Consider the following 22,454-nt stretch of genomic DNA (forward strand, 5'->3'; position numbering starts at 1 on the left):
TCAATAAGTGAACTTTGCATCCACCCCGAACGTGCGCTTTTTCTTGAACGAGGCACTGCCGTAGCCAAGACTGCCGAAGTCGATGCCGAAATCGATATTGCGCTGATTGGTGAGGTTGTCGCCCCACACGCCGACATCCAGCTTGCCTCCGCCTGCGGAAATGTCCGCCAGCGAGATGCGAGCACGCAGATTATGATCCGGGCGAGACCGGATATCGCGATTGAACAGGTTCAATCGATCGATCGTGAACCAGTAAACCGTGCTGCGATAGGAATAGTCGGCGCGTAGCGACAGCTTTCCGACGGGCAGACTGTAATCATATTGAACGCCGATATGCGTGTTAAGCTTCGCCGCTTGCGACAGGCGTGCTTCGGACGCGACATTGACCAGCTCGTTGGTCGCAGGATCGCGATAAAGATAGCTTTTATATTTGGGCGAGGTGTAGCCCAACGACGCATCTATCGTCAGTCCCCGCACCGGAATGGCGGTGATTTCGGCCTCGACACCCCGATAGGCCACGCGCCCCGCATTGACGATCGCCGAAGTCGCGCCGCCAGTGTCAGCTAGAAATTGCGAGATTTGAAGGTCGCGGTAATCGACATAGAAAGCGGACAAATTGGTCCGCAGCATATGGTCGAACCACTCACCCTTCAGCCCTGCCTCATAGGCGACCACCTTTTCCGGCGCGAAAACATTGATCTCTGACGCGGAAGGATTGATGCCGCCAGCCCGGAAACCGCTGGATACACGAACATAGCCCATCAAATCCTGCCGAAGTCGGTAATTCGCCGACGCGAGCCATGAAAGATTGCGATAGGAAACCTGCCCATCCAGATTGGGCTGCACATCGCCCGCCAGCGTCAGCCATTTCTTGTCTCGCGTGTAGCGAACGCCACCTGTGAGTTCGAGGCCGCTGCCTTCCGGCGTGTAGCTGATCTGGCCGAACAGCGCATAGGAACGCGCCTTGCCCGAAAATGCCTGCAAGGGGGAGAGGTTGACACCCGCATCGCCGCCCGGCAGCACAAAGGTCAGCTGCTGATAATTGGCTTCGGAAGACTTCTCGCTGAAATAGAAGGCGCCGCCGACATATTTGAATTCACCGGCTTCACCCAGCAATTGGACTTCCTGCGAAAACTGATGCTGGCGTTGCGTCGTGTAGCCATCATAGGGCGTAACGGGCTGCACCCCCGTCGGCACGACAGTGCCATCGACGAACAGGATCGGGCTGAGCGTAAAGCCGCGCAGCGTGCCATTACCCGATAGGCCGTTCGCGCCGTCCTGGCGGTAGGAGCGATAGGCGGTGATCGACTTGATCGCGAGTTCCGGGATCAACTGATAGTTCAGTGTCAGCGCATGACCATAGACTCTCGCCTTCACCCCGAAGGTCGGATTGCCATCCAGGTCGAGCGCGGGCTGCTGTTCGCCCTTGCGCAGTCCGTCCGCGCCAATCTGGAAAGATGAGCCACCGAACAGCGGCGACGCACCGAAATAGTTGCGCACATCGTCGGTGGCATTGACGACCTGGAAGAAGGCCGGAATGCCGGTGCGCGTGTTGTAGTCGAAACCATAGTTGACAGTCAGGTCACCAAAGTCTCCCTGCACCGCAGCCGTGACGGCTTCACTGTTGAGCGCGCCAGGGTCCTGGTTGGACGGCGCCAGGACATTGTCGAAATAGCCGTCGCGCTGCCGGTGCATATAGGAAACGGACGCTTTGATCGGCGTTCCAGCGATATATCCCGTATCGAAGCGCGCCCGAGCGTACCAGTCGGCGAAGCTGCCATAGCCCGCCTTGCCTTCGAAGCCTGCATGATCGGCAGGCTTGCGGCTGATCAGTTGGACGGCACCGCCCACACTGTTACGACCGAACAACGTCCCCTGTGGACCGCGCAGCACTTCGATCCGTTCCAGATCGACCAGATCGAAAACCGCACCGGCCGATCGGGCGATGTAGACGCCGTCCAGATAAATGCCGACCCCCTGCTCGGACACCGCGCTGGGCGATGCATTGCCGATACCCCGGATGAACACCGATGCGGCGGTGATCGACGCGGGCTGTTGGCTGATGCCTAGATTGGGCGTGAATTGAGCCGTAGCGACCACGTCGCGGATGTTAAGCCTGTCCAGCAATTCACCCGACATCGCGGTCACGGCGACTGGCGTGTTCTGGAGGTTTTCGCGCGTCCGACGCGCCGTCACCACTATGGTTTCCAGACGGGAGCCCTCGCCTTCCGCAACCGGTGTCGTGGCTTGCTCTTGTGGTGCGGTCGCCCATGCCGGGGTCACGCTCCACGCTATCCCCGCCAGCAACGCGTAGCGCGAACAGAGTCCAACTCTCATGCCAATACTCCCCTAATTTTCTGGACTCGTCCGAGCCCATTCCTGTTCTTGGAGACGGCAATTGGCACAGCGTTTTTTATTTAACAAGACATTTTGTATCGTTTATGACAAAGCGCATTCGTGGCGGCGGATCGCCGATCGGAGGAGAAAGACATGTCTGATATTGAAGGCTCTGAAAGCTATGGATTGTGCGAAGCGAAGGTGGCGGGCGGACTTCTGTTTTGCTCCGGCCAGATCGGTGTGGAGGCCGACGGAACCGTGCCTGCTGATCCTTCCCGCCAGTTTGCGCTCGCCTTCGACGCGCTAGCCGATGTCCTCGCGCGTCACGGAAGCAAGGCGAGCGACATCGTTGACCTCACGACGTTCCATGTCGAATTCCCCGACCATATGGACGCTTTCATGGCCGCCAAGGCCAGTTTCATGAACGGCGCCATTTGCTGCTGGACGGCGGTGGGCGTCGCGGCGCTGGGCTATCCTGGCTCGCTCGTCGAGATCAAGGCCGTCGCGAGCCTGCCCAATCCTGCACGCTGAAAATGACGAGGGAGGAAGTTCGTGAAGACCGCTGAAGAGTTCGATTATATCGTGGTCGGCGCTGGTTCGGCCGGATGCGTCCTGGCCAACCGGCTTTCCGCCGACCCGTCGGTCAAGGTCCTTTTGCTCGAAGCGGGTGGACGGGACGTCAATCCGCTGATCCACATGCCTGCGGGTTTCTTCCCGATGCTCCAGGCCGGAATGGTAAGTTGGAAGTATCAGACCGCGCCTCAAAAGCATCTGGACAACCGCGTCCTCAATGATGCGCGCGGCAAGGTTCTGGGCGGCAGCAGTTCGATCAATGGCATGTGCTATAGCCGGGGCAGCCCCGAAATCTTCGACCTGTGGGCCGATCTCGGCAACAGCGGCTGGTCCTATTCGGATGTCCTGCCTTATTTCAAGCGGGCGGAATGCAGCTGGCGCGGGGAGAATGAATTTCACGGCGGCAGCGGCCCTCTGCCGGTGACGCACGCCAAGGTGACCAACCTGGGCCACAAGGCATGGCTTGAAGCCGCCCAGCAGGCAGGCTTCCCCTATAGCGACGATCATAATGGCGCCGCGCCGGAGGGTTTCGGTCCATGCGAATATACGATCCGCAAAGGCCGCCGAATGAGCACGGCGGTCACCTATCTTCGGCCCGCAAACAAGCGGCAGAACCTGACGGTCCGTACGAAAGCCCACGTCACCCGTATCATCATGGAAGGCCATCGCGCCGTCGGGGTCGAATATCGCCAGAAAGGCCGCATCGCACAGGTCCGCGCCGTTCGCGAGGTCACCAGCAGCGGCGGTACTTTCCAGTCAGCCCAACTGCTTATGCTGTCGGGCATCGGCGATGGCGATCATCTCCGGTCGGTCGGGATCAGAGCGGTTGCAGACCTCAAGGGTGTCGGTCAGAACCTGCACGACCATATCGGCTCCCAGGTTCAGATAATCAGCCCCGAACCGGTGTCGGATTATAAGTTCATCTCGAACCCCTTGCGGATCGCAGCGGCAGCTTTGCGCTACATGACGACGCACACCGGGCCGCTTGCAGGCTTCAGCACGGACGTCATCGCCTATCTGCGATCAGGTGCGCCAGGGCATGACGAGCTTGACCTCAAATATTATTTCCTGCCGATCCTGTCGGGTGACGGCGCGCAGATCGTTCGCCAACATGGCTTTACCAATCTCGTCATCCTGACCCGCCCGGAAAGCCGCGGGGAGTTGAAGTTGCGATCGTCCGATCCGTTCGCGCAGCCGATCATCGACGCCAACTATCTGGCCGAGGAACGCGACCGCGATGCCCTGCGGCGCGGCGTTCGGATAGCGCGGGAAATCTTCAAACAGCCCGCCTACGCCAAATATCGCGGCGAAGAATATCACCCGGGCGCTGATTGTTCCACCGATGCGGAGCTTGATGCCTTTTTCCGCCGTGACTGCCACGTCAATTACGAAGCGGTCGGCACCTGCCGCATGGGTCATGACGACATGGCGGTAGTCGATGATCAGTTGCGTGTGCATGGCATCGAGGGACTGCGGATCGTCGATGGTTCCGTCATGCCGCGAATTACTACAGGCGATCCCAATGCGACGATCATCATGATCGCGGAAAAGGCAGCGGATATGATGCTGAATGGGTGAAAAGTTGCAGCTCGCATGAAGACATCAAATTGAGGGCGCAATCGCGCTCACCTCTTTTGTGGATCAGATCATGGAAAACGCATTTGCCACATTCGAACGACGTCTCACGGCCGCAGAAGACCGGTTAGAGATTATCGATCTGGAAGCAGAATATTCCCGCGCCTGGGATAGCGGAGACACAGATGGTTGGGCGAATGTCTTTACCCCAGACGGAGTGTTCGAGATTGCCAAATCCGGCGACCAGCCAACCCGGCTGGTCACAGGAACAAAAGAACTTGCGGGGTTTTGCGCGGAAGTCGGTGAATATTATCAGGGACTCCATTTTAACACCGCGCCCCGCCTTCGCATTGACGGAGACATGGCTTGGGGCCAGGTCCACTTCCAGTGGATCGGCATCTTCCGGCCTGGGGCAACGCATAGCGGCCAACGCCACGCGGCTGGCTACTATCAGGTGACCTACCGTCGGCTCGAAATCGGCTGGCGTATCGAACGGCGCGTCGAAACGCAGATCAGCGGAAGCATCGTAGAAGCCTTTGACCCGGTGATCGCTGGCATGAGCCGCGACGTTTTCAGGAAATCTTGAATATGACCCGTTGATCCAGACGGCTGGTCAAACGCCGATGATCGCCACACAACCGTCCAGCGACCTTGCAGCCTCGCGCTCGCGCGCCTGTTCCAGCGCTTCATGATTGTCGCCGATCCAGTCGCAAATCTGGCTGACGGTCCCCAGGAACCCCCTGCCCAGATCCGTCAGCCGATATTCCACGCTTGGCGGCATGGTTGGCAGGACTTCCCTCGATACCATCCCGAAACGCTCAAGTTCGCGCAGCGTCTGCGTCAGCATTTTGGAGCTGATGGGCGCTGCGCAGCGCTTGAGATCGGAAAAGCGCATCTCGCCACCACCCAGTCTGTAGGTGACGAGCATTGTCCACTTGTTCCCGACCAGTTCAAGAATCTCCAAGGCGGTTTGCTGGTCTACTTTGGTATCCATAAGATACCTAATACCTAATAGGTGCCTTGTTGCAAATAGAAACTAGAATCGGTAGCCCTATTTCATCAAGAGGCGCAACACGCCTGTGGAGAGGAAACTATCATGAAAATTCTTGTTATTGGCGGTACCGGCATGATCGGCGGCCATGCAGCCCTTCATCTTGCTTCGCAGGGGCATGATGTCACTGTCTCGGGCCGCAAGCCCGCGCAACAAAGCACCGAATTGTCGCGCCTGCCTTTTTTGCAGGGCGATTATGTCGAGGGCAGCTTCACGACTCAGGACTTGACCGGCTTTGATGCCATCGTCTTCGCGGCGGGCAACGACATCCGCCATGTTCCGCAAGGGGCCGGTTATGACGCTCACGTCTTCCGGGCCAACGCCGAAGCCGTGCCGCAGTTCGCCGCGCTCGCCAAGCAGGCAGGCGTCCGGCACTTCATCCATATCGGCAGCTTCTATCCGCATATTGCACCAGAACTGCTGGAGACAAATGTCTATATCCGCGCCCGCAAGCTAGCGACCGACGGTATTGCCGCGCTGGCGGACGACAGCTTCCATGTCGTCAGCCTGGATGCGCCGTTCGTCGTCGGCACCGTTCCGGGCATGAGCTTGCCGATGTTCGAAGCCTACACCCGCTATGCCGAAGGACAGCTTGGCATCCCGCCTTTCGGCCCTGCTGGCGGCACTAACTTCATTTCCACCCAGTCCTTGTCGGAAGCCATCCAGGCCGCTCTGGAACGGGGTGAAAATGGCAAAGCCTATCTGATCGGCGACGAAAATCTGAGCTTCGCAGACTATTTCAAGCTGTTCTTCCAGGCCGCCGGAAATGACCTGGATGTGCCTTCGCTCGACCAGGAGCACCCCATGCTGCCCGACGCCGCCATCTTCACCGGGCGCGGAAACATGGTGCGCTACGAGCCCGACGCGCAGACGATGGCCGACCTTCGCTACCGCCGCAACGATGTTGCTCGTGCCGTAAAGGAAGTCGTCGATCAGTTCCGGTCGGTACAATGAATATGGCTTCTCTGGTCGGCCAAACGGCGGTCGTTACGGGGGGCAGCGGCGGTATCGGCACGGCTTGCGCACGGGCGCTGGTTGCCGATGGCGCGCGCGTGCTCATCACGGGACGCAGGCAGGAGGCGCTCAACGCAGCGCGCGCCCGGATAATCGGTGATTTTCCGGAAGCGCAGGTCGCCACCTTTGCCGGTGATGCGACGTCCGAAAAGGACGTTGGCAACGCGCTGGCTCAGGCATATTCCATGGCAGATCGCCTCGACATTCTGGTGCCTGCGGTCGGAGGCGGCGGCTTCGGCCCCTTCCTCTCGACCAGTGTAGAGGATTTGCGCCGGGATCTTGACCTCAACATTACCAGCGCTTTCATCGCGATGCAGGCCGGAGCCAGGTTGATGCGCGAAGGCGGGTCAATCGTGTGCATATCGTCCACGGCCGCGATCCTCCCCTTCCCCGCGCTCGCCACCTATTGCGCCAGCAAAGCCGGGCTAGAAGCATTGATCCGAACCGTGGCCGACGAACTGGGCGCGCTCGGCATTCGCGTGAACGCGGTTCGCCCCGGCCTCACTCGCAGCGACGCGACGGCGGATATGTTCGCCAGCCCGACGGTCATCGATCGCTTTCTGGAGCAAACGCCGCTCAAACGGACGGGAGAGCCGGAAGATATCGCGGCGGCGGTGGCCTATCTTGCCAGCCCCGCTGCGTCCTGGGTCACAGGACAATCCTTCGCGGTCGATGGCGGACAAGAACTGCGGCGCAATCCAGACCTGCTGGGCAGCGCCTGATCAACGGACAGAATAAGCGAGGACAGGATGATGCTGGACTTCACGGGCAAGACGGTTTTGGTGACCGGTGGCGGCGCGGGGATCGGGCGCGCCTGCGCCGATGCTTTTTCACGGCAAGGCGCGCAGGTCTTCGTTGCGGAGATTGATCCGAAACGCTGTGCCGATTTCACCGTTGGCAAAGCGATTCAATGCGACGTCAACGATCCGCAACAAGTTGATGCGCTGGCCGACCGACTGAAACAGGAAACAGGCGGTAAGCTCGATATTCTTGTGAACAATGTCGGCCATTTCCTTCATGCTAAAGCATTTTCTGATCTTTCACGTGATGAGATGCAGGAGATTGTCGGCCTCAACCTGATCAGTCTCATGCACGTGACGAACCGCCTGCTTCCGCTACTGAAGGCATCAGCACCCGGCAGTTCCATCATAAACATCACGTCGATCGAGGCCTATCGCGGCATTCCCAACTGCTCCGTCTATGCCGCCGCCAAATGGGGGATAACGGGCTTCACCAAGAGCCTCGCGCTTGAACTCGCGCCCCTCGGCATCAGGGTGAATGACATCGCGCCGGAAACCACGGACACACCCCAGACCCCGATCGATTATATGGTGCCGCCGGAAAATCGCGAACATGTGCAAAGATGGGTGCCGCTCGGCCGCTTTGGCCATCCGGACGACTGCGCGGGCGCGGCGCTTTACCTTGCCAGCCCAATGGCGTCCTGGGTCACGGGAACGGCCATCAATGTCGATGGCGGTTCGCTGGCGGCGGCGGGATGGATCCGCGATATCAACGGGACCTGGACCAACATGCCGATCGTGACTGGCAACGGAATGAACCTGTGAGCGGCGCGATGAACAAGCTGATCGACGAAGCGGCGCTCCGGCGCTCAGCGGAAATTTACGCTCAGGGTGCGGATCGCAGGGACAAGCAACTATGGCGATCCGTGCTGGCAGACGACTGCCGGATCGAAGGGCCGGGCTTCGTCACAGAAGGGCTGGAGGCGACATTGATGTCGATCGACGGACTTGCGCAGATGTTCCGTTCGACCTTCCACCGCGTCCATAACCAGATAGTTATGATCGACGGTGACAGAGCCAGCGGCGAGACCTATTGCACCGCCGATCATCTGCTCAACGACGCAGACCAGATTTTGCGCTGGACGATCCGTTATCTCGATGAATGGCGTCGTGATGGTGACGCGTGGCGCTTTACCCGGCGCAAGCTCGAACTGTTGTGGGAGGAAATGGTGCCCGTGACGGTTCGTCACGGCTAACGCAAATCCCAATTCATTGGGAAGCAATCAAAATCGCGCTACACATGTTGGACCTGTCCAGCCCGGATCATATACCGCACCGTCGGCGTTGTAGATCCGGGCAACAAAGTGGGATGCGATGAACGAAAGACGTGCCTGCATAAACGCGATAGGTTGCGCCGTTCCTGACCAGGATGTGCATTCCCCTTTCATTCGATGGGCCAGTCAGCAAGTAGTGGATGAACGGGCGCGCAGCCTGTTCGTCCGCATGGCAGAGCGCAGCGGCATCAATCATCGCTGGTCGGTCCTTCCCCAAGTGGACGCGGAAGCCTCACCTGTCGATCCCGGCGGCTTCTATGCGGACGCCATGCCTTCGACGTCGCAACGCATGCAACTCTATCATCGCTACGCCCCTGAATTGGCCCTGCGAGCCATCGACGCCTTGCGCGCGAAAATGGTTCTCGATGGCGTTACCCATCTGGTCGTCGCCAGTTGCACCGGCTTCGTCGCTCCCGGAGTGGATCAGATCATCGCCGACGCGCTGGGTCTGGTAGGCGTGGAGCGAACACTTGTAGGTTTTATGGGCTGTTACGCAGCGGTCGCGGCGCTTCGGACTGCGCGGCACATCGTGAGGTCGGAACCCGATGCGCGCGTACTGGTGGTCACCGTCGAATTGTCGTCGCTCCATCTTCAGCGGGAACAGCAGGTCGAAAGATTGCTGATGATGCTGCAATTCGGCGATGGCGCAGCGGCGGCACTGGTCAGCGCGCAGGATCGCGGTTTCGCGATGGATGCGCCCTTCGCGATAAATTTGGAAGGGTCTGCCGATCTCATCCGGTGGGAGATAGGCGACACCGGTTTCGTCATGCACCTGTCCGGTGAAGTCCCCAGCCGCATACAGACCGCTCTGCGAGAGAATGGCGTCAGGGACCGGATTTGCGGTTCGACTGATCCCGCATCGGTCGCGAATTGGGCGGTTCATGCCGGGGGCCGGTCCATATTGGACGCGGTCGAAAACGGCATGGACCTGCAACCCGATGCTCTGGCCGTGTCTCGCGGCATCCTCGCGCGCCATGGCAACATGTCGTCCGCAACGCTGATGTTTATCCTCAGCGACCTGCTCGATGAAGGGAGCCCCGGCCCCGGCGTCGCGCTCGCCTTCGGACCGGGCGTCGCTGCGGAAGGATTCCGCTTTTCGCGAGCCGGATGATGACGGGAGCGGCCAAGCTAGAGGCGCTCATCATAGGCGGCGGCCCGGCTGGCTCTGCCACCGCCATCACCCTCGCCCGCGCCGGAATGAGGCCACATCTGATTGAGCGTCAGGCCGCTGCCCCTGCTGGCGTATGCGGCGGCTTTCTCGGCTGGGACGCGATCGCTGGCCTTATGGAATTGGGAGTGGACCCCTGGAAGCTTGGGGCGCGGCCCATAAACCGCTTCAGGCTGGCCACAGGAACACGCTGCGTCGAAGCCGCCCTGCCCGCCACGGCCGGGGGCATTTCCCGCCACGTCCTGGACAATGCCCTTATCGAGGCAGCGGCCGACGCCGGTGCTATTGTCAGCCGAGGCCGAACAGCCCGCACAGCCGATCCAGATAACCGCGCCGTGCGCTTCGACAATGGCGAGACCCTTACCGCAGACGCCCTGTTCATAGGCGTTGGCAAGCATGAGCTGCGCGGCGTGGTCCGGGATTTCTCAAGCTCATCGGTCGGGCTACGCACCTCACTCCCTGCGTCCTCCGCATTGCATGGCGCGCTGTCGGGCGTCGTTGAACTGCACCTGTTTAACCAGGGCTATGCGGGACTGCTGTTGCAGGAGGACGGATCGGTCAATCTCTGCCTGTCGGTAAGCAAGGATCGGCTCACTACAGCGGGGAGCGTTCCTGCGCTGCTGGACGAGTTGCAACAGGAGGCGCCACTGCTCAGCAAACGGCTTCAAGGCGTACCCGCCCATTTCGATGCTGTCGCGGGTGTTCCCTACGGCTGGCGCGCGCCGCAAAGCCACAAAGGCGTCTTTCGCATCGGCGACCAGAGCGCCGTCATAGCCTCACTCGCAGGCGACGGCATCGCCATCGCCCTGGCCAGCGGAGCGAGCGCAGCCGGAGCAATGCTGGCCGAAGGACCTGAAGCCTCACCGGCATGGCAGAACAAATGGGGGCGGCAATGCGCGCGGCCTGTCGGCATTGCCGAAGCCTTGCGCCATGGCGCCGCAGCACCCCTCACCCGCAGCGTCCTCATGTCGCTGCTACGGTTCGCACCCGGACTGGGAACCGGCGCAGCATCTCTCACCCGGATCAGGAAAGGATAAGTGGCGTCTCCCGCACACGCTCCACGCACAGGCGAAAAGCGAAACGGCGCACTATCCGCACCTGATCCTCGGATATGCCAGCCTGCGCCAGCAGATCGATCCACTCTCGACGCCGGAACGATCGGGCGATCGATAACTGACCGTCTTCCCGCACGATCCTGTGGACGCGCAGCAGTCGCGCCAAAATGGGAAAACCCCAATGCGCGAAACCATCGCGGTGCAGGTCGCAGATCAACCAGCCCATCCTCGCATTCGCTTCCATATGATGCAGGAAAGTCATCAGCTGCGCGTCGGTCATATGATGCGTGACCTGGCTTGAAATGATGAAGTCGAACTGTTCCGGCTGATCGAGATAATCGCCAGCCCGATAATCGATCGACAGGTCGGACGGGGTCGCATGCCGGGCCGCCTGCAAGCTCTTTTCATTCAGGTCCACGCCTATCAGTTCGGCATCGATACCCCGGCGGCGCGCCCATCGGGCAATCGCGCGCAGGACGTCGCCGTCGCCAAATCCGACATCCAGCAGGCGGAAATGCCTTGCCTGTCCCACAGCGCGTTGGAGAAAGGCGATGGTGGGCCAGGCTGTGAACGTCCAACGATTGACCCGCGCCAGATCGTGCAAAACCCGCTCATATACCGCCGGATCGAGATCGGGCGCGTCCATCTGCTCTTCCTGACGGGATCTGGTGATGAGCTTGGCCATCAAAGCGCTTCCCACTGGAATATCCCGTAACGCATCGCCCCTGTGCGTAGCGCAAGGATGAGGCGCGGAAGGCTCAATATGAAATCGCGGCTCATCGTGGCGCGGCCAATCGCAAGCCGACGGATGTCCCGGTCGCTCAACACGCTCTTCGCCAAACGACCAAGGCATATCGACCAGGTCCGGCGCACCTCCCGGCTGATGTCCCGATGATCCATCAGGCGAAATCCAGCGTCAGAGGCCAATGTCAGATAATCTTCCCGGCTTCCCATGCTGGGCAACCTGCCCTCCTTGCATATCGGCAGCAGCAAATGCCGCACCTCCCAAGCAGACGCCCCCTCCCCCTCCAGCCAGGCGCACACGACCAAGCGGCCGCCCGGCCGCAATATGCGTCTTGCCTCGGTGAAGAAGCGCGGCTTATCCGTCATATGCTCGGAACTTTCGATCGCATAAGCGCGGTCGAACGACGCCGTTTCCAGGCCGTTGTCCAACCAATCCCGCACCAGACAGGTAAAGCGCGGCGAACGCTCTTGCGCAATTGCGTGCTGGGCCGCCGATAGCGTCAGGCCGACGATCGACACGTCATGGCGTGTCAGGATATCGGCCGCTGTCGCCCCATATCCGCAACCAATGTCGCAAATACGGTGCCCAGCCTCTATGCCAAGCCTTTGCTCCACCGCAGCCACCAACTCGGCAGCGGCCCGCTCAGGCGTTTCGGTCCCTGTGCGCCAATATCCGTGGTGAACATGATCGCCCCAGATGCGACGATAGGCGAGGTCAAGCTCATCATAGTGAAGCGCGACGCTTCGGGAATCCGGCGCTTGATCGGGAACAATCATGCGGCTCAGGGCACCGGCCGATCCGCGTGCGTCGCGGTCAGGAAAGACGGATAGATCATCGTGACGGAAGCCGCAGCGATGATGACGAGGGCCGCGATCAATGCGGCTCCGCTACTCAACCGCCCCCGATTGCGCGCATAAAGCACCAGGCCGAGCAGGGCCGCAGCGATCAGGATGATGATGGCAGTAAGTCCGGTTAGCGACATCGATCAAACTCCTGAAAATGAGGAAGATCGGTCCCTCGTGGAGGGATCGCGAAGATTGCAATCACCGATGCGGCGATTCGTTCCGCTTCTCGTCCTCAACTGGTGCTGCGGTTGCAGAGGCTGGGACCGCCACATCGGACGTTCGCGATGCCGGATCGGGCGCACGCAGGCTGGTATAAGCTATGAGCGCCGCCAGAGCCAGACCCGCAGCAACGATCGCCCACAGCCATCGCTTGGCATTTCGCCGCTGCCTCCGCTCGTCATCCCTGGGCATTAGCCAGCCTCTCTCTGCGCTTTACCTAATCGAACGGCGGTTAAACCGGTTCCGGCAGATAAGGATGGATATTATGAATGACCGCAATGCACATCTCGCAATTGTATGTGCGCTCAGGCAGGCGGTGGCGCGATCCGGTCGAAGCCCCCTTGCGTTCCCTTCGCGATAGGCAGAACATTGCTTCCACAAGAAGACCGTCTTCGCCACGAAAGACGGGATGAGGAGAGCAAGGATGAGCGGCACGCAATCGCGCTCCATTGCGCTGATCGGCCCCGCCGGAGCGGGTAAAACCAGCCTCGCGGAAGCAATAATGCACATCAGCGGGGCTGTTTCGCGACAGGGATCGGTCGAAGCTGGCACCAGCGTCGGCGATGCAAGTCCGGAAGCGCGAGAACGAGGAAGCTCCACTGAACTCAACCTCATGCAGTTCGAATGGATGGGGGATCATTTCTCCCTCGTCGATATTCCGGGCTCTCCCAGCTTTGCCGATGACGCGGCCATCGCTCTCAATGCGGTCGATCTGGCCATCGTCGTCATCGATCCGGACCCCGCCCGCGCCCCTCTGGCAGAGCCCACACTGCGCAAGCTCGAACGCGCGGGCGTTCCGCACGCCCTGTTCGTCAACAAGATCGAGCAGGCGCGGGGCAGCATCCAGGATCTGCTTACGGCCCTCGCCCCCATGAGCGCCGCCGCGCTCGTCGCCCGGCAAATCCCGATCCGGTCGGGCGATCGGGTCGATGGCTTCGTCGACCTCGCGCTGGAACGGGCCTATCATTATGAAACAGGCAAGCAGTCGCAGCAGATCGCGCTCGCCGAAGAGCTGAAGGCTGATGAAAGCCATGCGCGCTTCCATATGCTGGAACAACTGGCCGATCATGACGACGTCCTACTTGAACAGCTTCTGTCGGACGAACAGCCAAGCCTTCAAACCATCTTCGCCGACCTGGCACAGGAAACCGCCAGCGGCCTCATCGTGCCGGTGCTGTTCGGTTCCGCGGCCAATGGCTTTGGTATCCGCCGCCTGCTCAAGATGCTGCGGCATGACACCCCTGCCCCCGCGAAGACGGCGGAGCGGCTAGGCGTCACCGGAGCAGCGGCACAGGTGCTGAAGATTTCTCATGCGGCGACAGTAGGCCGCTTGGCGATCGCGCGGCTGTTCGGCGGCAGTTTGCAGGACGGCGCCGATCTCCAGGACAATAGCGGACAATCCCTGCGCGCGGGCGGGATATTTGCCCTCCAGGGTCTTGCCACCACCAAGATCGCCACCGCCGAACCGGGCGCGATCGTCGGCATTGCCAAGATCGACACGATAAAGGCAGGGGATCTGATCGGCATCGCGGCCAAACCCGGCGGCACAGGGCTGCCCGCTGACCGACCGGCGACCAATTGCGCGGTGGCGATCGCCGCGAAGGATCATAAGGACGAGGTGCGCCTGTCCACCGCTCTCAATCGGCTGGCGGAAGAAGACCACGCCCTTCACTGGAGCCAGGACGAAGCATCCCGAGAGACCTTGCTTCACGGCGTGAGTGACGAACATCTGAACGTCGCGCTGGCCCGTCTGAAGCGCCGCTATGGCGTGGCCGTATCGGTGCAGCCGCCGACGATCGCCTACAGGGAATCGATCCGAAAAGCGGTTACGCAACGCGGGCGGCACAAGAAGCAGTCCGGCGGGCATGGGCAGTTCGGCGATGTCGTGCTGGAAGTGCGTCCTCTGGAACGGGGAGAGGGCCTCCGCTTCGAGGAACGGATCACGGGCGGCGCGATACCCAAGCAGTGGATTCCGGCGGTCGAAAAGGGCGTGCACGATGCCCAGGCAAAAGGTCCCCTCGGCTTTCCCGTGGTCGATGTTGCGGCGACTTTGGTCGACGGCTCCTTTCATAGCGTGGACAGCTCCGAACTCGCTTTCCGCACCGCTGGACGGATAGCGATGAACGACGCACTGGCCGCTGCGTCCCCCTATCTGCTGGAGCCGGTCGCGCATGTGACGATCATGACGCCCGGCACAGCCTCATCCCGCATCACCTCCGCCGTGGCGAGCCGCCGTGGCCAGATGCTGCGGATGACGAGCCGCGAAGGCTGGCCGACCTGGGATGTGATAGAAGTCCTGCTACCAGAAGCAGGGCTGCAAGGGCTGGAGGCTGAAATCCGCTCGATGAGCCAGGGCATGGCTCATTTCGAAGCGCATTTCGATCATCTGGCGGAGGTTGCCCCGAAACTCGCCAACAGCATCGTCCAACGAATCAAGGAGCCCGCCTGATCAAGCAGGCAGGTGCTGCCGCGCCCAACTGACGATCGCAGCCATCGGCATGGCGCCCGCATTGCGCGCAATTTCCCGCCCCTTGTGCAGGATCACCAGCGAGGGAATGCTGCGGATCGCATAGCGGGCGGCAATATCGGCTTCCGCTTCCGTATCAATCTTCCCCAGCCGGGCATGTGGTTCCAGCTGCGCGGCGGCGGCTTCGAAGGCTGGCGCCATCTGGCGACAGGGACCGCACCAACTCGCCCAGAAATCGATGATGAGTGGAACGTCGCTGCTCACCGCATGCTGCGAAAAATTGGCGCTGGTCAGCGTCACCGGCCGACCCTGAAACAATGCCTGCTTGCACCGCCCGCAACGCCCCGCGCCCAACCGTTCCTTCGGCACACGGTTCAACGTGGCGCATGCTGGGCAACTGATCACAAGGGGACCATCCATACTACACGGGCCTTTCGTTAGGCCGCCAGCCCGCGCGAGCGAAGCAAGGCATCGACTTCTGGCGCGCGTCCGGCGAAAGCCCGGAAGTTGTCGGCTGCGGAACGGCTGGCGCCCGCCGCCAATATCTCGCGGCGGAAGGCGGTAGCGCCTCCCCCCGGCAGATCGGCATGAGAGAATATTTCAAAGGCGTCGGCGGACAGAAGTTCAGCCCACAGATAGGAATAATAGCCCGCCGCATATCCGCCCGCGAAAATATGGCTGAACGCATGGGCAAAGCGGTTCCATTCAGGCGGATGGACAACAGCCACCGCCGCCCGCACCTGTTCCAGCGTCTGCATCACACGCGCCCCCTGCGCCGGATCATAGTCGCGATGCAGCAGCAGGTCGAAGGTCGCGAACTCGATCTGGCGCAACAATGCCAGTCCCGCCTGAAACTGCCGTGCGGCAAGCAGCCGGTCAAACAGAGGCTCAGGCAACGGCTCGCCCGTGTCCACATGCCCGGACAAGCCGATCAACGTGTCCTTTTCCCAGGCGAAATTCTCCATGAACTGGCTGGGCAGCTCGACCGCATCCCATTCGACGCCCGAAATGCCGCCGACCGACGGCAGATCGACCTCCGTCAGCAGATGGTGCAGCACATGGCCAAATTCATGGAACAGCGTCACCACGTCATTATGCGTGACCAACGAGGGACGATCACCCGCAGGCGGCGCGAAGTTGGTGGTGAGATAGGCAATTGGCCTGTGGAAAGCATCGGCATCCCGGAACCGCGCCCGGCACACATCCATCCACGCCCCACCCCGCTTACCAGCCCGCGCGAACAGGTCGAGATAGACCCCCGCAACAATCTCGCCGCTCGCATCCAGCACATCATAGAACAGAACATCGGAACGCCAGGACGAAACAGCTTCCCGTTCGATCAGACGCACATCGAAAAGCCGCTCAATCAGCTTCTGCGTACCCGCCAGCACACGCGGCAAGGGGAAATAGGCTTTCAGTGCTTCCTGATCAACCCCATGCAACGTCCGCCGCATCGCTTCGGCGACGTAGGACAGGTCCCACGGATAAAGTTCGTTCAAACCAAAATGCTCAGCGGCAAAGGTCCGCGCCTCTTCCAGTTCCTTCTCGCCAACCGGGCGAGCGCGCTTGGCGAGGTCAGCCAGAAAGGCCAGCGCCTCGTCCGCATCCGCCGCCATCTTGGTTTCGAGCGAGTGCGCGGCGGAATCGTTGAAGCCTAATATCTGCGCTGCTTCATGCCTCAGCGCCATGATCTGGTCGATCCGCTCGCTATTGTCATGGCTGCGGTCATCCGACTGATCGGACGCGCGCGTATTGTGGGCGCGATAAACCCGTTCCCGCAATGCCCGATCGTCGGCGTGAAGCAGGATCGCCAGCACACTCGGTTGGCGCAAGGTGATGAGCCAGCCCGGCAGGCCCTTTTCCTGCGCATAGGCGGCAAGAATGGCCTTGTCGCTTTCCGGCACTCCGGCGAGCGCCGCCTCGTCGGTGACATGCTCGCTCCACGCTTCCGTCGCGTCCAGCACGGCATTTCCAAAGCGGGTGCCAAGGTCGCTCAGCGCCACGCCAATGTCGAGGAAACGCTGGCGGGCCTCGCCCTCCAAAGCCACGCCCGCCAGACGGAACGCCCGCAACGCCAATTCGACGGCCCGCTTCTGCGCAGGAGGAAAATCAGTAAAATCGGGCCGGTCGGCCACGCGCGCGACCGCATCATGATGCGCCCGGTTCTGCCCCGCCTCCATCAGATAAGCCGTCATCAAGGCCTGTGCCGAAGCGTGTGCTTCCCGCAATTCCGGCGTGTCGGCTACCCCTGCAAGATGGCCGATGGGCGACCATGTGCGCGACAGGAGAAAGTCCGCCCGCTCCGCCGCCAATATGACGTTGCCGAAGTCATCAGATTGCCCAGCCGTAATCTGCTCGATCGCCGCGCGATGCTGGTCAATCGCAGCCTCTATGGCGGGAACCACATGTGCTGCCTCGATGGCGGCGAAATCGGGCAGGTCGGTATCGGCAAGGAGGGGGTTAAGAGAAGTCATGATTACTCTTGGTTGAGGCAGCCAAAACGGGCTGGGGAGCTCCTTAATTGGGCCATGACACCCCGCTCTTCAAGCTCCTGTCGCTACCTCCCCCGCACAATCTTAGCGCGCGTCCACCCCGTTGATCGCCAGGACCGACATAACAAGAGCCGTCGTCCCACTGCGGATACGGATCCGCCACTTGCACGTAGAGCGGAGAATGGTTGGTGGGCGGCGTGAACACCTCGCGCCGCCTTTTTTACCTGGCCAGCAATTCCACAACCTCGATCAGATGCCCCTCGGTATCGGTCACGAAGGCGACCATCACACCATGAGCTTCCCTGACTTCAATCGGCTGCACAACGTTGCCGCCAGCCTTTTGAACCCGCCCGACAAATGCCTCAAGGTCGCTCGTCTGAAATCCCAGGATCACCTCATCCTGTGCAGCGGTATACCGATCCAGAAACTTGAACAAAACGAAGGTAGCGCCGCCTTCGCCCGTAGCATTAAACAGGATTTCATCGATCTGCCGATCGCCAACCGTATCCTGAATCCGCGCCATTTCAACCAGGCCCACAACATCCTTGTAGAAGGCGGCGGTGCCCTCCAGATCTTGCACCACAAGCTTGGTAAAACCAAAATGCGAAGTCATTCATCCTACTCCACGAAAGATACAAGAAAGGGCCAGTGGATGGTCTCCACTGGCCCTCTGTGATCCTAAACGAACGACAGGATCAAGATTAGAACCGGAACATTCCGGTCAGGCCGAATTCGCGCGGATTGGTGACATTCACCGTGCGATAGCCGGAATCATAAGGGACTCCTGCGGCCGTATTGATCTGGGCGGTGCCCAGGTTGGTGTTGGTAATCCGCTTCTGGTTAAGCAGGTTCTTTACGAAAGCCGTAAGCTCGAAACGATCGTCTTCCGTGCGGAAGCCCGCAAAAACGTTTAGCAGGGTGCGCGAACGGTAGTCATAATCGACCTGGTCGGCATAGAAGCCCGGACGATAGTTCACGAGCGCCCGTACAAACGGCGTAAACTCACCCATCGGGAAACGGATTTCCGTATTCGCCGTGAGGGTGAAGTCCGGAGTCTGGGACAGGCGACCATTGGTCACGCAGTAGCTCACATTGCCCGGGCCAGTTATAACGGGGGAGCCGTCCTGATTGGGGACGCCCGTACCTGCGTAGTCATTGCAAGGTACGCGAGCATCTTTGAAACGGGCACGAACATAGGATGCGCTAATGCCCAAGTTCCAATTATCGTTGATGCGACCATCGATGGAAGCTTCCACGCCCTTGATCTTGGCATCGCCATTATAGTTGAAATCGAAGCCGCCGTTGGTCGGTTCTCCAGGGGCGATCGCCGTTCCATTGACACTGCAGGCCCCGTTCAATTCAGGGCAGTTATACTGGATGCCCGTGAACCGGCTCAGATAATTTTCCAGCGTCTGGTAAAACGCCGATACTGTGAAATTCACCCGGTTGTCGAACAGCTTGCCCTTCAGACCGGCTTCGAAAGAATCGGTCTTTTCGGGTTGTGTACGGATCAGGTCCCGGCTCACCCCGGCGGGAACAGCGACCCCCGTGCTACCGGCCCGATAGGAGTGGCCATAGGCCAGATACACGTTGAGGCGCGGATTGAACTCATAGGAAACCGTCAGGCCGCCCGTCAGAGGCTTGTTCGTGAAACGCTGCAGATCGGCCGGAACGCCTTCCTCAAATCGTTCAAAAGCAGGAATGCCGAAACCAGCATAACCCGGAGAGGTCAGGAAGATGTCCGTCGTCTGAACATTCTTGATAATGGAATAGCGCAGACCGCCTTCGATCGAGAAGCCATTGGAACGGTAACGCAAATTGCCGTTGAACGACCATGTCTGCGCATTCACCGGAGTGAACACCTCTGTATCGATCGGCAGATACACGCCAAACGCGACAGGAAGCGGAGCAAAGAACTGGTCTGATCGTTGATTGGTCACAACGGTGCCAGTCTGCTTCGTGTAGAACGCACCTACACCCCAGCCGAAACCTTCCTTGTTGTTGGACGCCAGGCGCAGTTCCGCCGAGTCCACCTTGTAGGGCGTGTCAATGGTAGACGCTTGCACATAGTTGGGGATCGCGTTGCCCGTGTCGAGGTCGCGTTCCGCCTTCAGCCTGCTGTATTGGTGAGCACCTGCGAAGGACAAGGTGGCCGGACCAAGATCATAATCGAAGGCCAGATTGACGATGTGGCTCTCATTCTGGTTACGGAACCGGCCGTCCGACACCGCGGTATAATCCGACTCAGAGAGAGCTGGCCCCGACGGGTTAAAGCCGTCCGGCACATTGCCAGCACCGACAACCTGCTGAAGCTGGCTGTTATCCGCAAACAGATACTGGTAGCTCAGATAGGCAGTGAAGTCGCTGCTCGGACGCCAGCCCAGCGTGACGCGCGCGCTTTCAGTGCGGCTGCGTGAGCGCTCGCCCGTCGTGATGTTGCGGACGTTGTTCAGGCGGTTGCCATCGACCAGGCCAGCGACGCGGATCGCAAGCGTGTCGTTGAAAGGCAGGGAAACGCCAGCCTGCACGTTGTAGCCATCGCGCGAGGTAGCGGTCGCCTGCGCATAGCCCTCGATTTCATCGAAGTTCGGGCGACGGGTCGCGATGGTGATGGAACCGGCCGGTGAAGACAGACCGCGCAGCAGGCCCTGCGGACCACGCAGCACTTCAATCTGCTGGATGTCATAGAGCGCCGTATAAACGGTCTGCGCATCCGTCGGAATTTCGTTATAATAGACCTGAACCGCCGGGCTGGTGCCCTGATCGGGATCGAAGGTCACGCCACGCAGGGTGGTCGTGTTGTTGCGGCCCGAGGTGTTGGTCAGCTCAAGACCAGGTGCAAGCTGCTGCACGTCCTTCGCGTCGAAAATGTTGAACTTCTGGAGCTGTTCACCGGTCGCAACGTTCACGGCCATCGGCACCGACTGAAGCGAACGCGATTCACGAGTCGCTGTTACGACGATTTCGTTGGTGGCGCCGTCATCGTTGCTGACGCCTTCCTGCGCCCAAGCAGCAACAGGGACAATCAGTGCCGCACCGCACAACAATGCAGAAATTCCGTTAACCTTCTTCATGACATCCTTTCCGAGAAGCCCGGACTTGGCCCGAGCGATGTGGAGCCCGCTAACGGCCATAGGACTTCATCGCAATCCGGAGACTCATCACCTTGCCGATTTTCGCACGCAACCGTGTTTTATGAGCAACACATGCCCAATTCATTCGTAGAGAATGCGATCGTGACATCCGCATATATATGAATGAATATTCATCTGATCGTATTTTTCGTTGATCGATGGGGAATCGATATCGATGTCCCCATTGTTCCGCTCAAACTACATTCTTGTTATTGGCACGCCAAAGTACGATTAATGTCGCATAATTTGGGGACGCATCATGACCGACAGCCGCAAGACAATTTTCCTGACCGGGGCCACCGGTAATATGGGCCGCGAAACGGTGAAGCGCATTGCCGAAAAGGCGGACACGCTGCGCCTGCGAATATTGGTAAGGCCAGAGGAAAAGTCGCACCCGGTCGTCAAGGACGTCCAGCGCCGTGGTCTGGCCGAAGTTATATGGGGCGACCTCACCGACCCCGCCTCGATCCGTAAGGGGGTTGAGGGCGCCGATGTCGTGCTTCATGTCGGCGCTCTGGTGTCACCGCTTGCGGATCGCCTTCCGGCCGAGCTTGTGACCCGCGTCAACGTCGGCGGCGCGCAGAATATCGTCGATGCGATCCACGCGGTGGGCGACCCCAAGCAGACACGGCTCATCTATATCGGCACCATCGCCGAAACCGGCAGCCGCAATGCACCTGTGCATTGGGGGCGGACGGGCGATCCGATCAAGATCAGCGCCTATGATCATTATGCGGTCACAAAGACACAGGCTGAAGCGATCGTCGCACAAAGCGGCATCAACCATTGGGCATCGGTGCGCCAAAGCGGCATGGCGCATTTCGAAATGTGGAAGATTTTCGATCCGATCATGTTCCACAATCCGCTCAATGGCGTGTTCGAATGGTCTACCGCCAATGACAGCGGCCGCTTGATGGCGGCACTGTGCGGCGACGACGTGCCGGATGCATTTTGGCGCAATTTCTACAATCTGGGCGGCGGCGCCTCATCGCGCGTCGTGAATCATGAGTTCATGGAGAAATCCATGCCCAACTACCGCAAGGTGCTGAAACCGCACTGGTTTGCCACCCGCAACTTCCACGGCCAATGGTATGCTGACTCCGACCGGCTCGAAGCGTTGGTGCCGTTTCGCGAACAATCGCTCGATGAGTATTTTCGCGAAGCCCCACGGCATATGCCGTGGATCGCCCGGATGGTGCCCAAGCTGATGCCGGGTGTCATATCAAAACAGATCGAGAAACTGGCCAACGGGCCGGACGGCAGCCTCAACTGGTTCGCCACAAATAATGAAGCCAAGATCCGCGCCTATTTCGGATCGCGCGCGGCATGGGAAGCCATTCCCCGCAATTGGGCCGACTTCCACTTCGCCCAGCCTTCGCGGGAACCCACCTTGCTCGATCATGGCTATGACGAAAGCCGTTCGCCGGAAGACTGGCGGATCGATGATCTGAAGGCAGCAGCAGAATATCGCGGCGGCAAATATCTTGGCAACTCTTTCGATGGCCCTGACGCACCCGTGGAATGGCAGTCCGCTGTCGGCCATCGCTTCACGATGACGCCGCGTCTATACCTCCAGGGCGGTCATTGGTGCCCCGTCACCATGCTCGATACCACCGCCTATGAAGCGGAAGCCGCGCGCAATCCCTTCTTCGCGCAGGTATGGGGCGACGCCGCCGGTTAAGCCGGAGAAGATATAGGGAGAGGT

The 22,454-nt window shown here is 60.2% G+C and carries 21 protein-coding genes; 11 read left to right on the forward strand and 10 right to left on the reverse strand.

The window, feature by feature from the left end; all coding sequences use genetic code 11:
- Positions 1 to 2,337 carry a TonB-dependent receptor gene (locus tag ACZ5U1_RS16950; protein ID WP_464780304.1) on the reverse strand — a complete coding sequence of 779 codons (2,337 nt, stop codon included), beginning with the start codon at positions 2,335 to 2,337 and terminating at the stop codon, positions 1 to 3.
- A 153-nt stretch (positions 2,338 to 2,490) separates the two neighbouring features.
- Between ACZ5U1_RS16950 and ACZ5U1_RS16955 the strand changes: the two genes are divergently transcribed.
- The 3 genes from ACZ5U1_RS16955 to ACZ5U1_RS16965 are packed head-to-tail and all read left to right on the forward strand — an operon-like array spanning position 2,491 to position 5,071.
- Positions 2,491 to 2,868 carry a RidA family protein gene (locus tag ACZ5U1_RS16955; RefSeq protein WP_464780305.1) on the forward strand — a complete coding sequence of 126 codons (378 nt, stop codon included), beginning with the start codon at positions 2,491 to 2,493 and terminating at the stop codon, positions 2,866 to 2,868.
- Between the two features lie 21 nt (positions 2,869 to 2,889).
- The gene (locus ACZ5U1_RS16960) at positions 2,890 to 4,488 is read left to right on the forward strand and encodes a GMC family oxidoreductase (protein ID WP_464780306.1); all 1,599 of its coding nucleotides are present in this window, start codon (positions 2,890 to 2,892) and stop codon (positions 4,486 to 4,488) included.
- A gap of 58 nt (positions 4,489 to 4,546) precedes the next feature.
- Positions 4,547 to 5,071 carry a nuclear transport factor 2 family protein gene (locus ACZ5U1_RS16965; protein ID WP_464780307.1) on the forward strand — a complete coding sequence of 175 codons (525 nt, stop codon included), beginning with the start codon at positions 4,547 to 4,549 and terminating at the stop codon, positions 5,069 to 5,071.
- 27 nt (positions 5,072 to 5,098) lie between these two features.
- Here ACZ5U1_RS16965 and ACZ5U1_RS16970 read toward each other — a convergent pair whose 3' ends face one another.
- Complete coding sequence (locus tag ACZ5U1_RS16970) at positions 5,099 to 5,479, reverse strand: winged helix-turn-helix transcriptional regulator (RefSeq protein WP_464780308.1); 381 nt, start codon at positions 5,477 to 5,479, stop codon at positions 5,099 to 5,101.
- Between the two features lie 102 nt (positions 5,480 to 5,581).
- Between ACZ5U1_RS16970 and ACZ5U1_RS16975 the strand changes: the two genes are divergently transcribed.
- The 6 genes from ACZ5U1_RS16975 to ACZ5U1_RS17000 all read left to right on the forward strand — a co-directional run bounded on the left by ACZ5U1_RS16975 (position 5,582) and on the right by ACZ5U1_RS17000 (position 10,829).
- A complete protein-coding gene (locus ACZ5U1_RS16975) occupies positions 5,582 to 6,490 on the forward strand; it encodes an NAD-dependent epimerase/dehydratase family protein (protein WP_464780309.1) in 909 nt (302 codons plus the stop codon).
- Positions 6,491 to 6,492: 2 nt separating this feature from the next.
- Positions 6,493 to 7,272 (forward strand): SDR family NAD(P)-dependent oxidoreductase, encoded by a 780-nt coding sequence (locus ACZ5U1_RS16980; protein ID WP_464780310.1) that lies wholly within the window; start codon positions 6,493 to 6,495, stop codon positions 7,270 to 7,272.
- Positions 7,273 to 7,302: 30 nt separating this feature from the next.
- Entirely contained in the window at positions 7,303 to 8,115 is an 813-nt protein-coding gene (locus tag ACZ5U1_RS16985) for an SDR family NAD(P)-dependent oxidoreductase (protein ID WP_464780829.1), read from the forward strand.
- The gene (locus ACZ5U1_RS16990) at positions 8,112 to 8,546 is read left to right on the forward strand and encodes a nuclear transport factor 2 family protein (protein ID WP_464780311.1); all 435 of its coding nucleotides are present in this window, start codon (positions 8,112 to 8,114) and stop codon (positions 8,544 to 8,546) included. The genes ACZ5U1_RS16985 and ACZ5U1_RS16990 overlap by 4 nt, the downstream gene beginning before the upstream one ends.
- A gap of 118 nt (positions 8,547 to 8,664) precedes the next feature.
- The gene (locus tag ACZ5U1_RS16995; protein WP_464780312.1) at positions 8,665 to 9,735 is read left to right on the forward strand and encodes a type III polyketide synthase; all 1,071 of its coding nucleotides are present in this window, start codon (positions 8,665 to 8,667) and stop codon (positions 9,733 to 9,735) included.
- Positions 9,732 to 10,829, forward strand: coding sequence for an NAD(P)/FAD-dependent oxidoreductase (locus ACZ5U1_RS17000; protein ID WP_464780313.1), 1,098 nt, complete (start codon positions 9,732 to 9,734; stop codon positions 10,827 to 10,829). The genes ACZ5U1_RS16995 and ACZ5U1_RS17000 overlap by 4 nt, the downstream gene beginning before the upstream one ends.
- On the opposite strand, the gene ACZ5U1_RS17005 is transcribed toward ACZ5U1_RS17000, so the two are convergent.
- The 4 genes from ACZ5U1_RS17005 to ACZ5U1_RS17020 all read right to left on the reverse strand — a co-directional run bounded on the left by ACZ5U1_RS17005 (position 10,816) and on the right by ACZ5U1_RS17020 (position 12,848).
- Positions 10,816 to 11,532, reverse strand: coding sequence for a methyltransferase domain-containing protein (locus ACZ5U1_RS17005; RefSeq protein WP_464780314.1), 717 nt, complete (start codon positions 11,530 to 11,532; stop codon positions 10,816 to 10,818). The two genes, ACZ5U1_RS17000 and ACZ5U1_RS17005, sit on opposite strands and share 14 nt — an antisense overlap.
- Positions 11,532 to 12,368 (reverse strand): SAM-dependent methyltransferase, encoded by an 837-nt coding sequence (locus ACZ5U1_RS17010; RefSeq protein ID WP_464780315.1) that lies wholly within the window; start codon positions 12,366 to 12,368, stop codon positions 11,532 to 11,534. Before ACZ5U1_RS17010 ends, ACZ5U1_RS17005 begins: the two co-directional genes overlap by 1 nt.
- Positions 12,369 to 12,373: 5 nt before the next feature.
- Positions 12,374 to 12,574: a hypothetical protein gene (locus tag ACZ5U1_RS17015; protein WP_464780316.1), complete on the reverse strand. Its 201-nt coding sequence runs from the start codon at positions 12,572 to 12,574 to the stop codon at positions 12,374 to 12,376.
- A 61-nt stretch (positions 12,575 to 12,635) separates the two neighbouring features.
- Positions 12,636 to 12,848 (reverse strand): hypothetical protein, encoded by a 213-nt coding sequence (locus tag ACZ5U1_RS17020; RefSeq protein WP_464780317.1) that lies wholly within the window; start codon positions 12,846 to 12,848, stop codon positions 12,636 to 12,638.
- Between the two features lie 232 nt (positions 12,849 to 13,080).
- Here ACZ5U1_RS17020 and ACZ5U1_RS17025 point away from each other — a divergent pair, with 232 nt between their 5' ends.
- Positions 13,081 to 15,105, forward strand: coding sequence for an elongation factor G (locus ACZ5U1_RS17025; RefSeq protein ID WP_464780318.1), 2,025 nt, complete (start codon positions 13,081 to 13,083; stop codon positions 15,103 to 15,105).
- Here the strand turns inward: ACZ5U1_RS17025 and trxC are convergent, their stop codons facing one another.
- From trxC to ACZ5U1_RS17045, 4 genes are all read right to left on the reverse strand, one after another.
- A complete protein-coding gene (gene trxC, locus ACZ5U1_RS17030; protein ID WP_464780319.1) occupies positions 15,106 to 15,543 on the reverse strand; it encodes a thioredoxin TrxC in 438 nt (145 codons plus the stop codon).
- Positions 15,544 to 15,560: 17 nt separating this feature from the next.
- Positions 15,561 to 17,597, reverse strand: a complete 2,037-nt coding sequence (locus ACZ5U1_RS17035) for a M3 family metallopeptidase (protein WP_464780320.1) — start codon at positions 17,595 to 17,597, stop codon at positions 15,561 to 15,563.
- Positions 17,598 to 17,835: 238 nt separating this feature from the next.
- Entirely contained in the window at positions 17,836 to 18,228 is a 393-nt protein-coding gene (locus ACZ5U1_RS17040; RefSeq protein WP_464780321.1) for a VOC family protein, read from the reverse strand.
- 88 nt (positions 18,229 to 18,316) lie between these two features.
- Entirely contained in the window at positions 18,317 to 20,689 is a 2,373-nt protein-coding gene (locus tag ACZ5U1_RS17045) for a TonB-dependent receptor (protein ID WP_464780322.1), read from the reverse strand.
- Positions 20,690 to 21,008: 319 nt separating this feature from the next.
- Between ACZ5U1_RS17045 and ACZ5U1_RS17050 the strand changes: the two genes are divergently transcribed.
- The gene (locus tag ACZ5U1_RS17050; protein WP_464780323.1) at positions 21,009 to 22,430 is read left to right on the forward strand and encodes an NAD-dependent epimerase/dehydratase family protein; all 1,422 of its coding nucleotides are present in this window, start codon (positions 21,009 to 21,011) and stop codon (positions 22,428 to 22,430) included.
- The last annotated feature ends 24 nt before the right edge of the window (positions 22,431 to 22,454 follow it).

It is taken from the genome of Sphingobium sp. TomTYG72 (assembly GCF_055394715.1).

What these genes read in the sequence shown, in the direction of transcription:
- ACZ5U1_RS16950 (WP_464780304.1), bottom strand. Translation starts at nt 2,337, where the DNA reads ATGAGAGTTGGACTCTGTTCGCGCTACGCGTTGCTGGCGGGGATAGCG.
- ACZ5U1_RS16955 (WP_464780305.1), top strand. Translation starts at nt 2,491, where the DNA reads ATGTCTGATATTGAAGGCTCTGAAAGCTATGGATTGTGCGAAGCGAAG.
- ACZ5U1_RS16970 (WP_464780308.1), bottom strand. Translation starts at nt 5,479, where the DNA reads ATGGATACCAAAGTAGACCAGCAAACCGCCTTGGAGATTCTTGAACTG.
- ACZ5U1_RS16975 (WP_464780309.1), top strand. Translation starts at nt 5,582, where the DNA reads ATGAAAATTCTTGTTATTGGCGGTACCGGCATGATCGGCGGCCATGCA.
- ACZ5U1_RS16980 (WP_464780310.1), top strand. Translation starts at nt 6,493, where the DNA reads ATGGCTTCTCTGGTCGGCCAAACGGCGGTCGTTACGGGGGGCAGCGGC.
- ACZ5U1_RS16985 (WP_464780829.1), top strand. Translation starts at nt 7,303, where the DNA reads ATGCTGGACTTCACGGGCAAGACGGTTTTGGTGACCGGTGGCGGCGCG.
- ACZ5U1_RS16995 (WP_464780312.1), top strand. Translation starts at nt 8,665, where the DNA reads ATGAACGAAAGACGTGCCTGCATAAACGCGATAGGTTGCGCCGTTCCT.
- ACZ5U1_RS17000 (WP_464780313.1), top strand. Translation starts at nt 9,732, where the DNA reads ATGATGACGGGAGCGGCCAAGCTAGAGGCGCTCATCATAGGCGGCGGC.
- ACZ5U1_RS17005 (WP_464780314.1), bottom strand. Translation starts at nt 11,532, where the DNA reads ATGGCCAAGCTCATCACCAGATCCCGTCAGGAAGAGCAGATGGACGCG.
- ACZ5U1_RS17010 (WP_464780315.1), bottom strand. Translation starts at nt 12,368, where the DNA reads ATGATTGTTCCCGATCAAGCGCCGGATTCCCGAAGCGTCGCGCTTCAC.
- ACZ5U1_RS17015 (WP_464780316.1), bottom strand. Translation starts at nt 12,574, where the DNA reads ATGTCGCTAACCGGACTTACTGCCATCATCATCCTGATCGCTGCGGCC.
- ACZ5U1_RS17020 (WP_464780317.1), bottom strand. Translation starts at nt 12,848, where the DNA reads ATGCCCAGGGATGACGAGCGGAGGCAGCGGCGAAATGCCAAGCGATGG.
- ACZ5U1_RS17025 (WP_464780318.1), top strand. Translation starts at nt 13,081, where the DNA reads ATGAGCGGCACGCAATCGCGCTCCATTGCGCTGATCGGCCCCGCCGGA.
- trxC (WP_464780319.1), bottom strand. Translation starts at nt 15,543, where the DNA reads ATGGATGGTCCCCTTGTGATCAGTTGCCCAGCATGCGCCACGTTGAAC.
- ACZ5U1_RS17035 (WP_464780320.1), bottom strand. Translation starts at nt 17,597, where the DNA reads ATGACTTCTCTTAACCCCCTCCTTGCCGATACCGACCTGCCCGATTTC.
- ACZ5U1_RS17040 (WP_464780321.1), bottom strand. Translation starts at nt 18,228, where the DNA reads ATGACTTCGCATTTTGGTTTTACCAAGCTTGTGGTGCAAGATCTGGAG.
- ACZ5U1_RS17045 (WP_464780322.1), bottom strand. Translation starts at nt 20,689, where the DNA reads ATGAAGAAGGTTAACGGAATTTCTGCATTGTTGTGCGGTGCGGCACTG.
- ACZ5U1_RS17050 (WP_464780323.1), top strand. Translation starts at nt 21,009, where the DNA reads ATGACCGACAGCCGCAAGACAATTTTCCTGACCGGGGCCACCGGTAAT.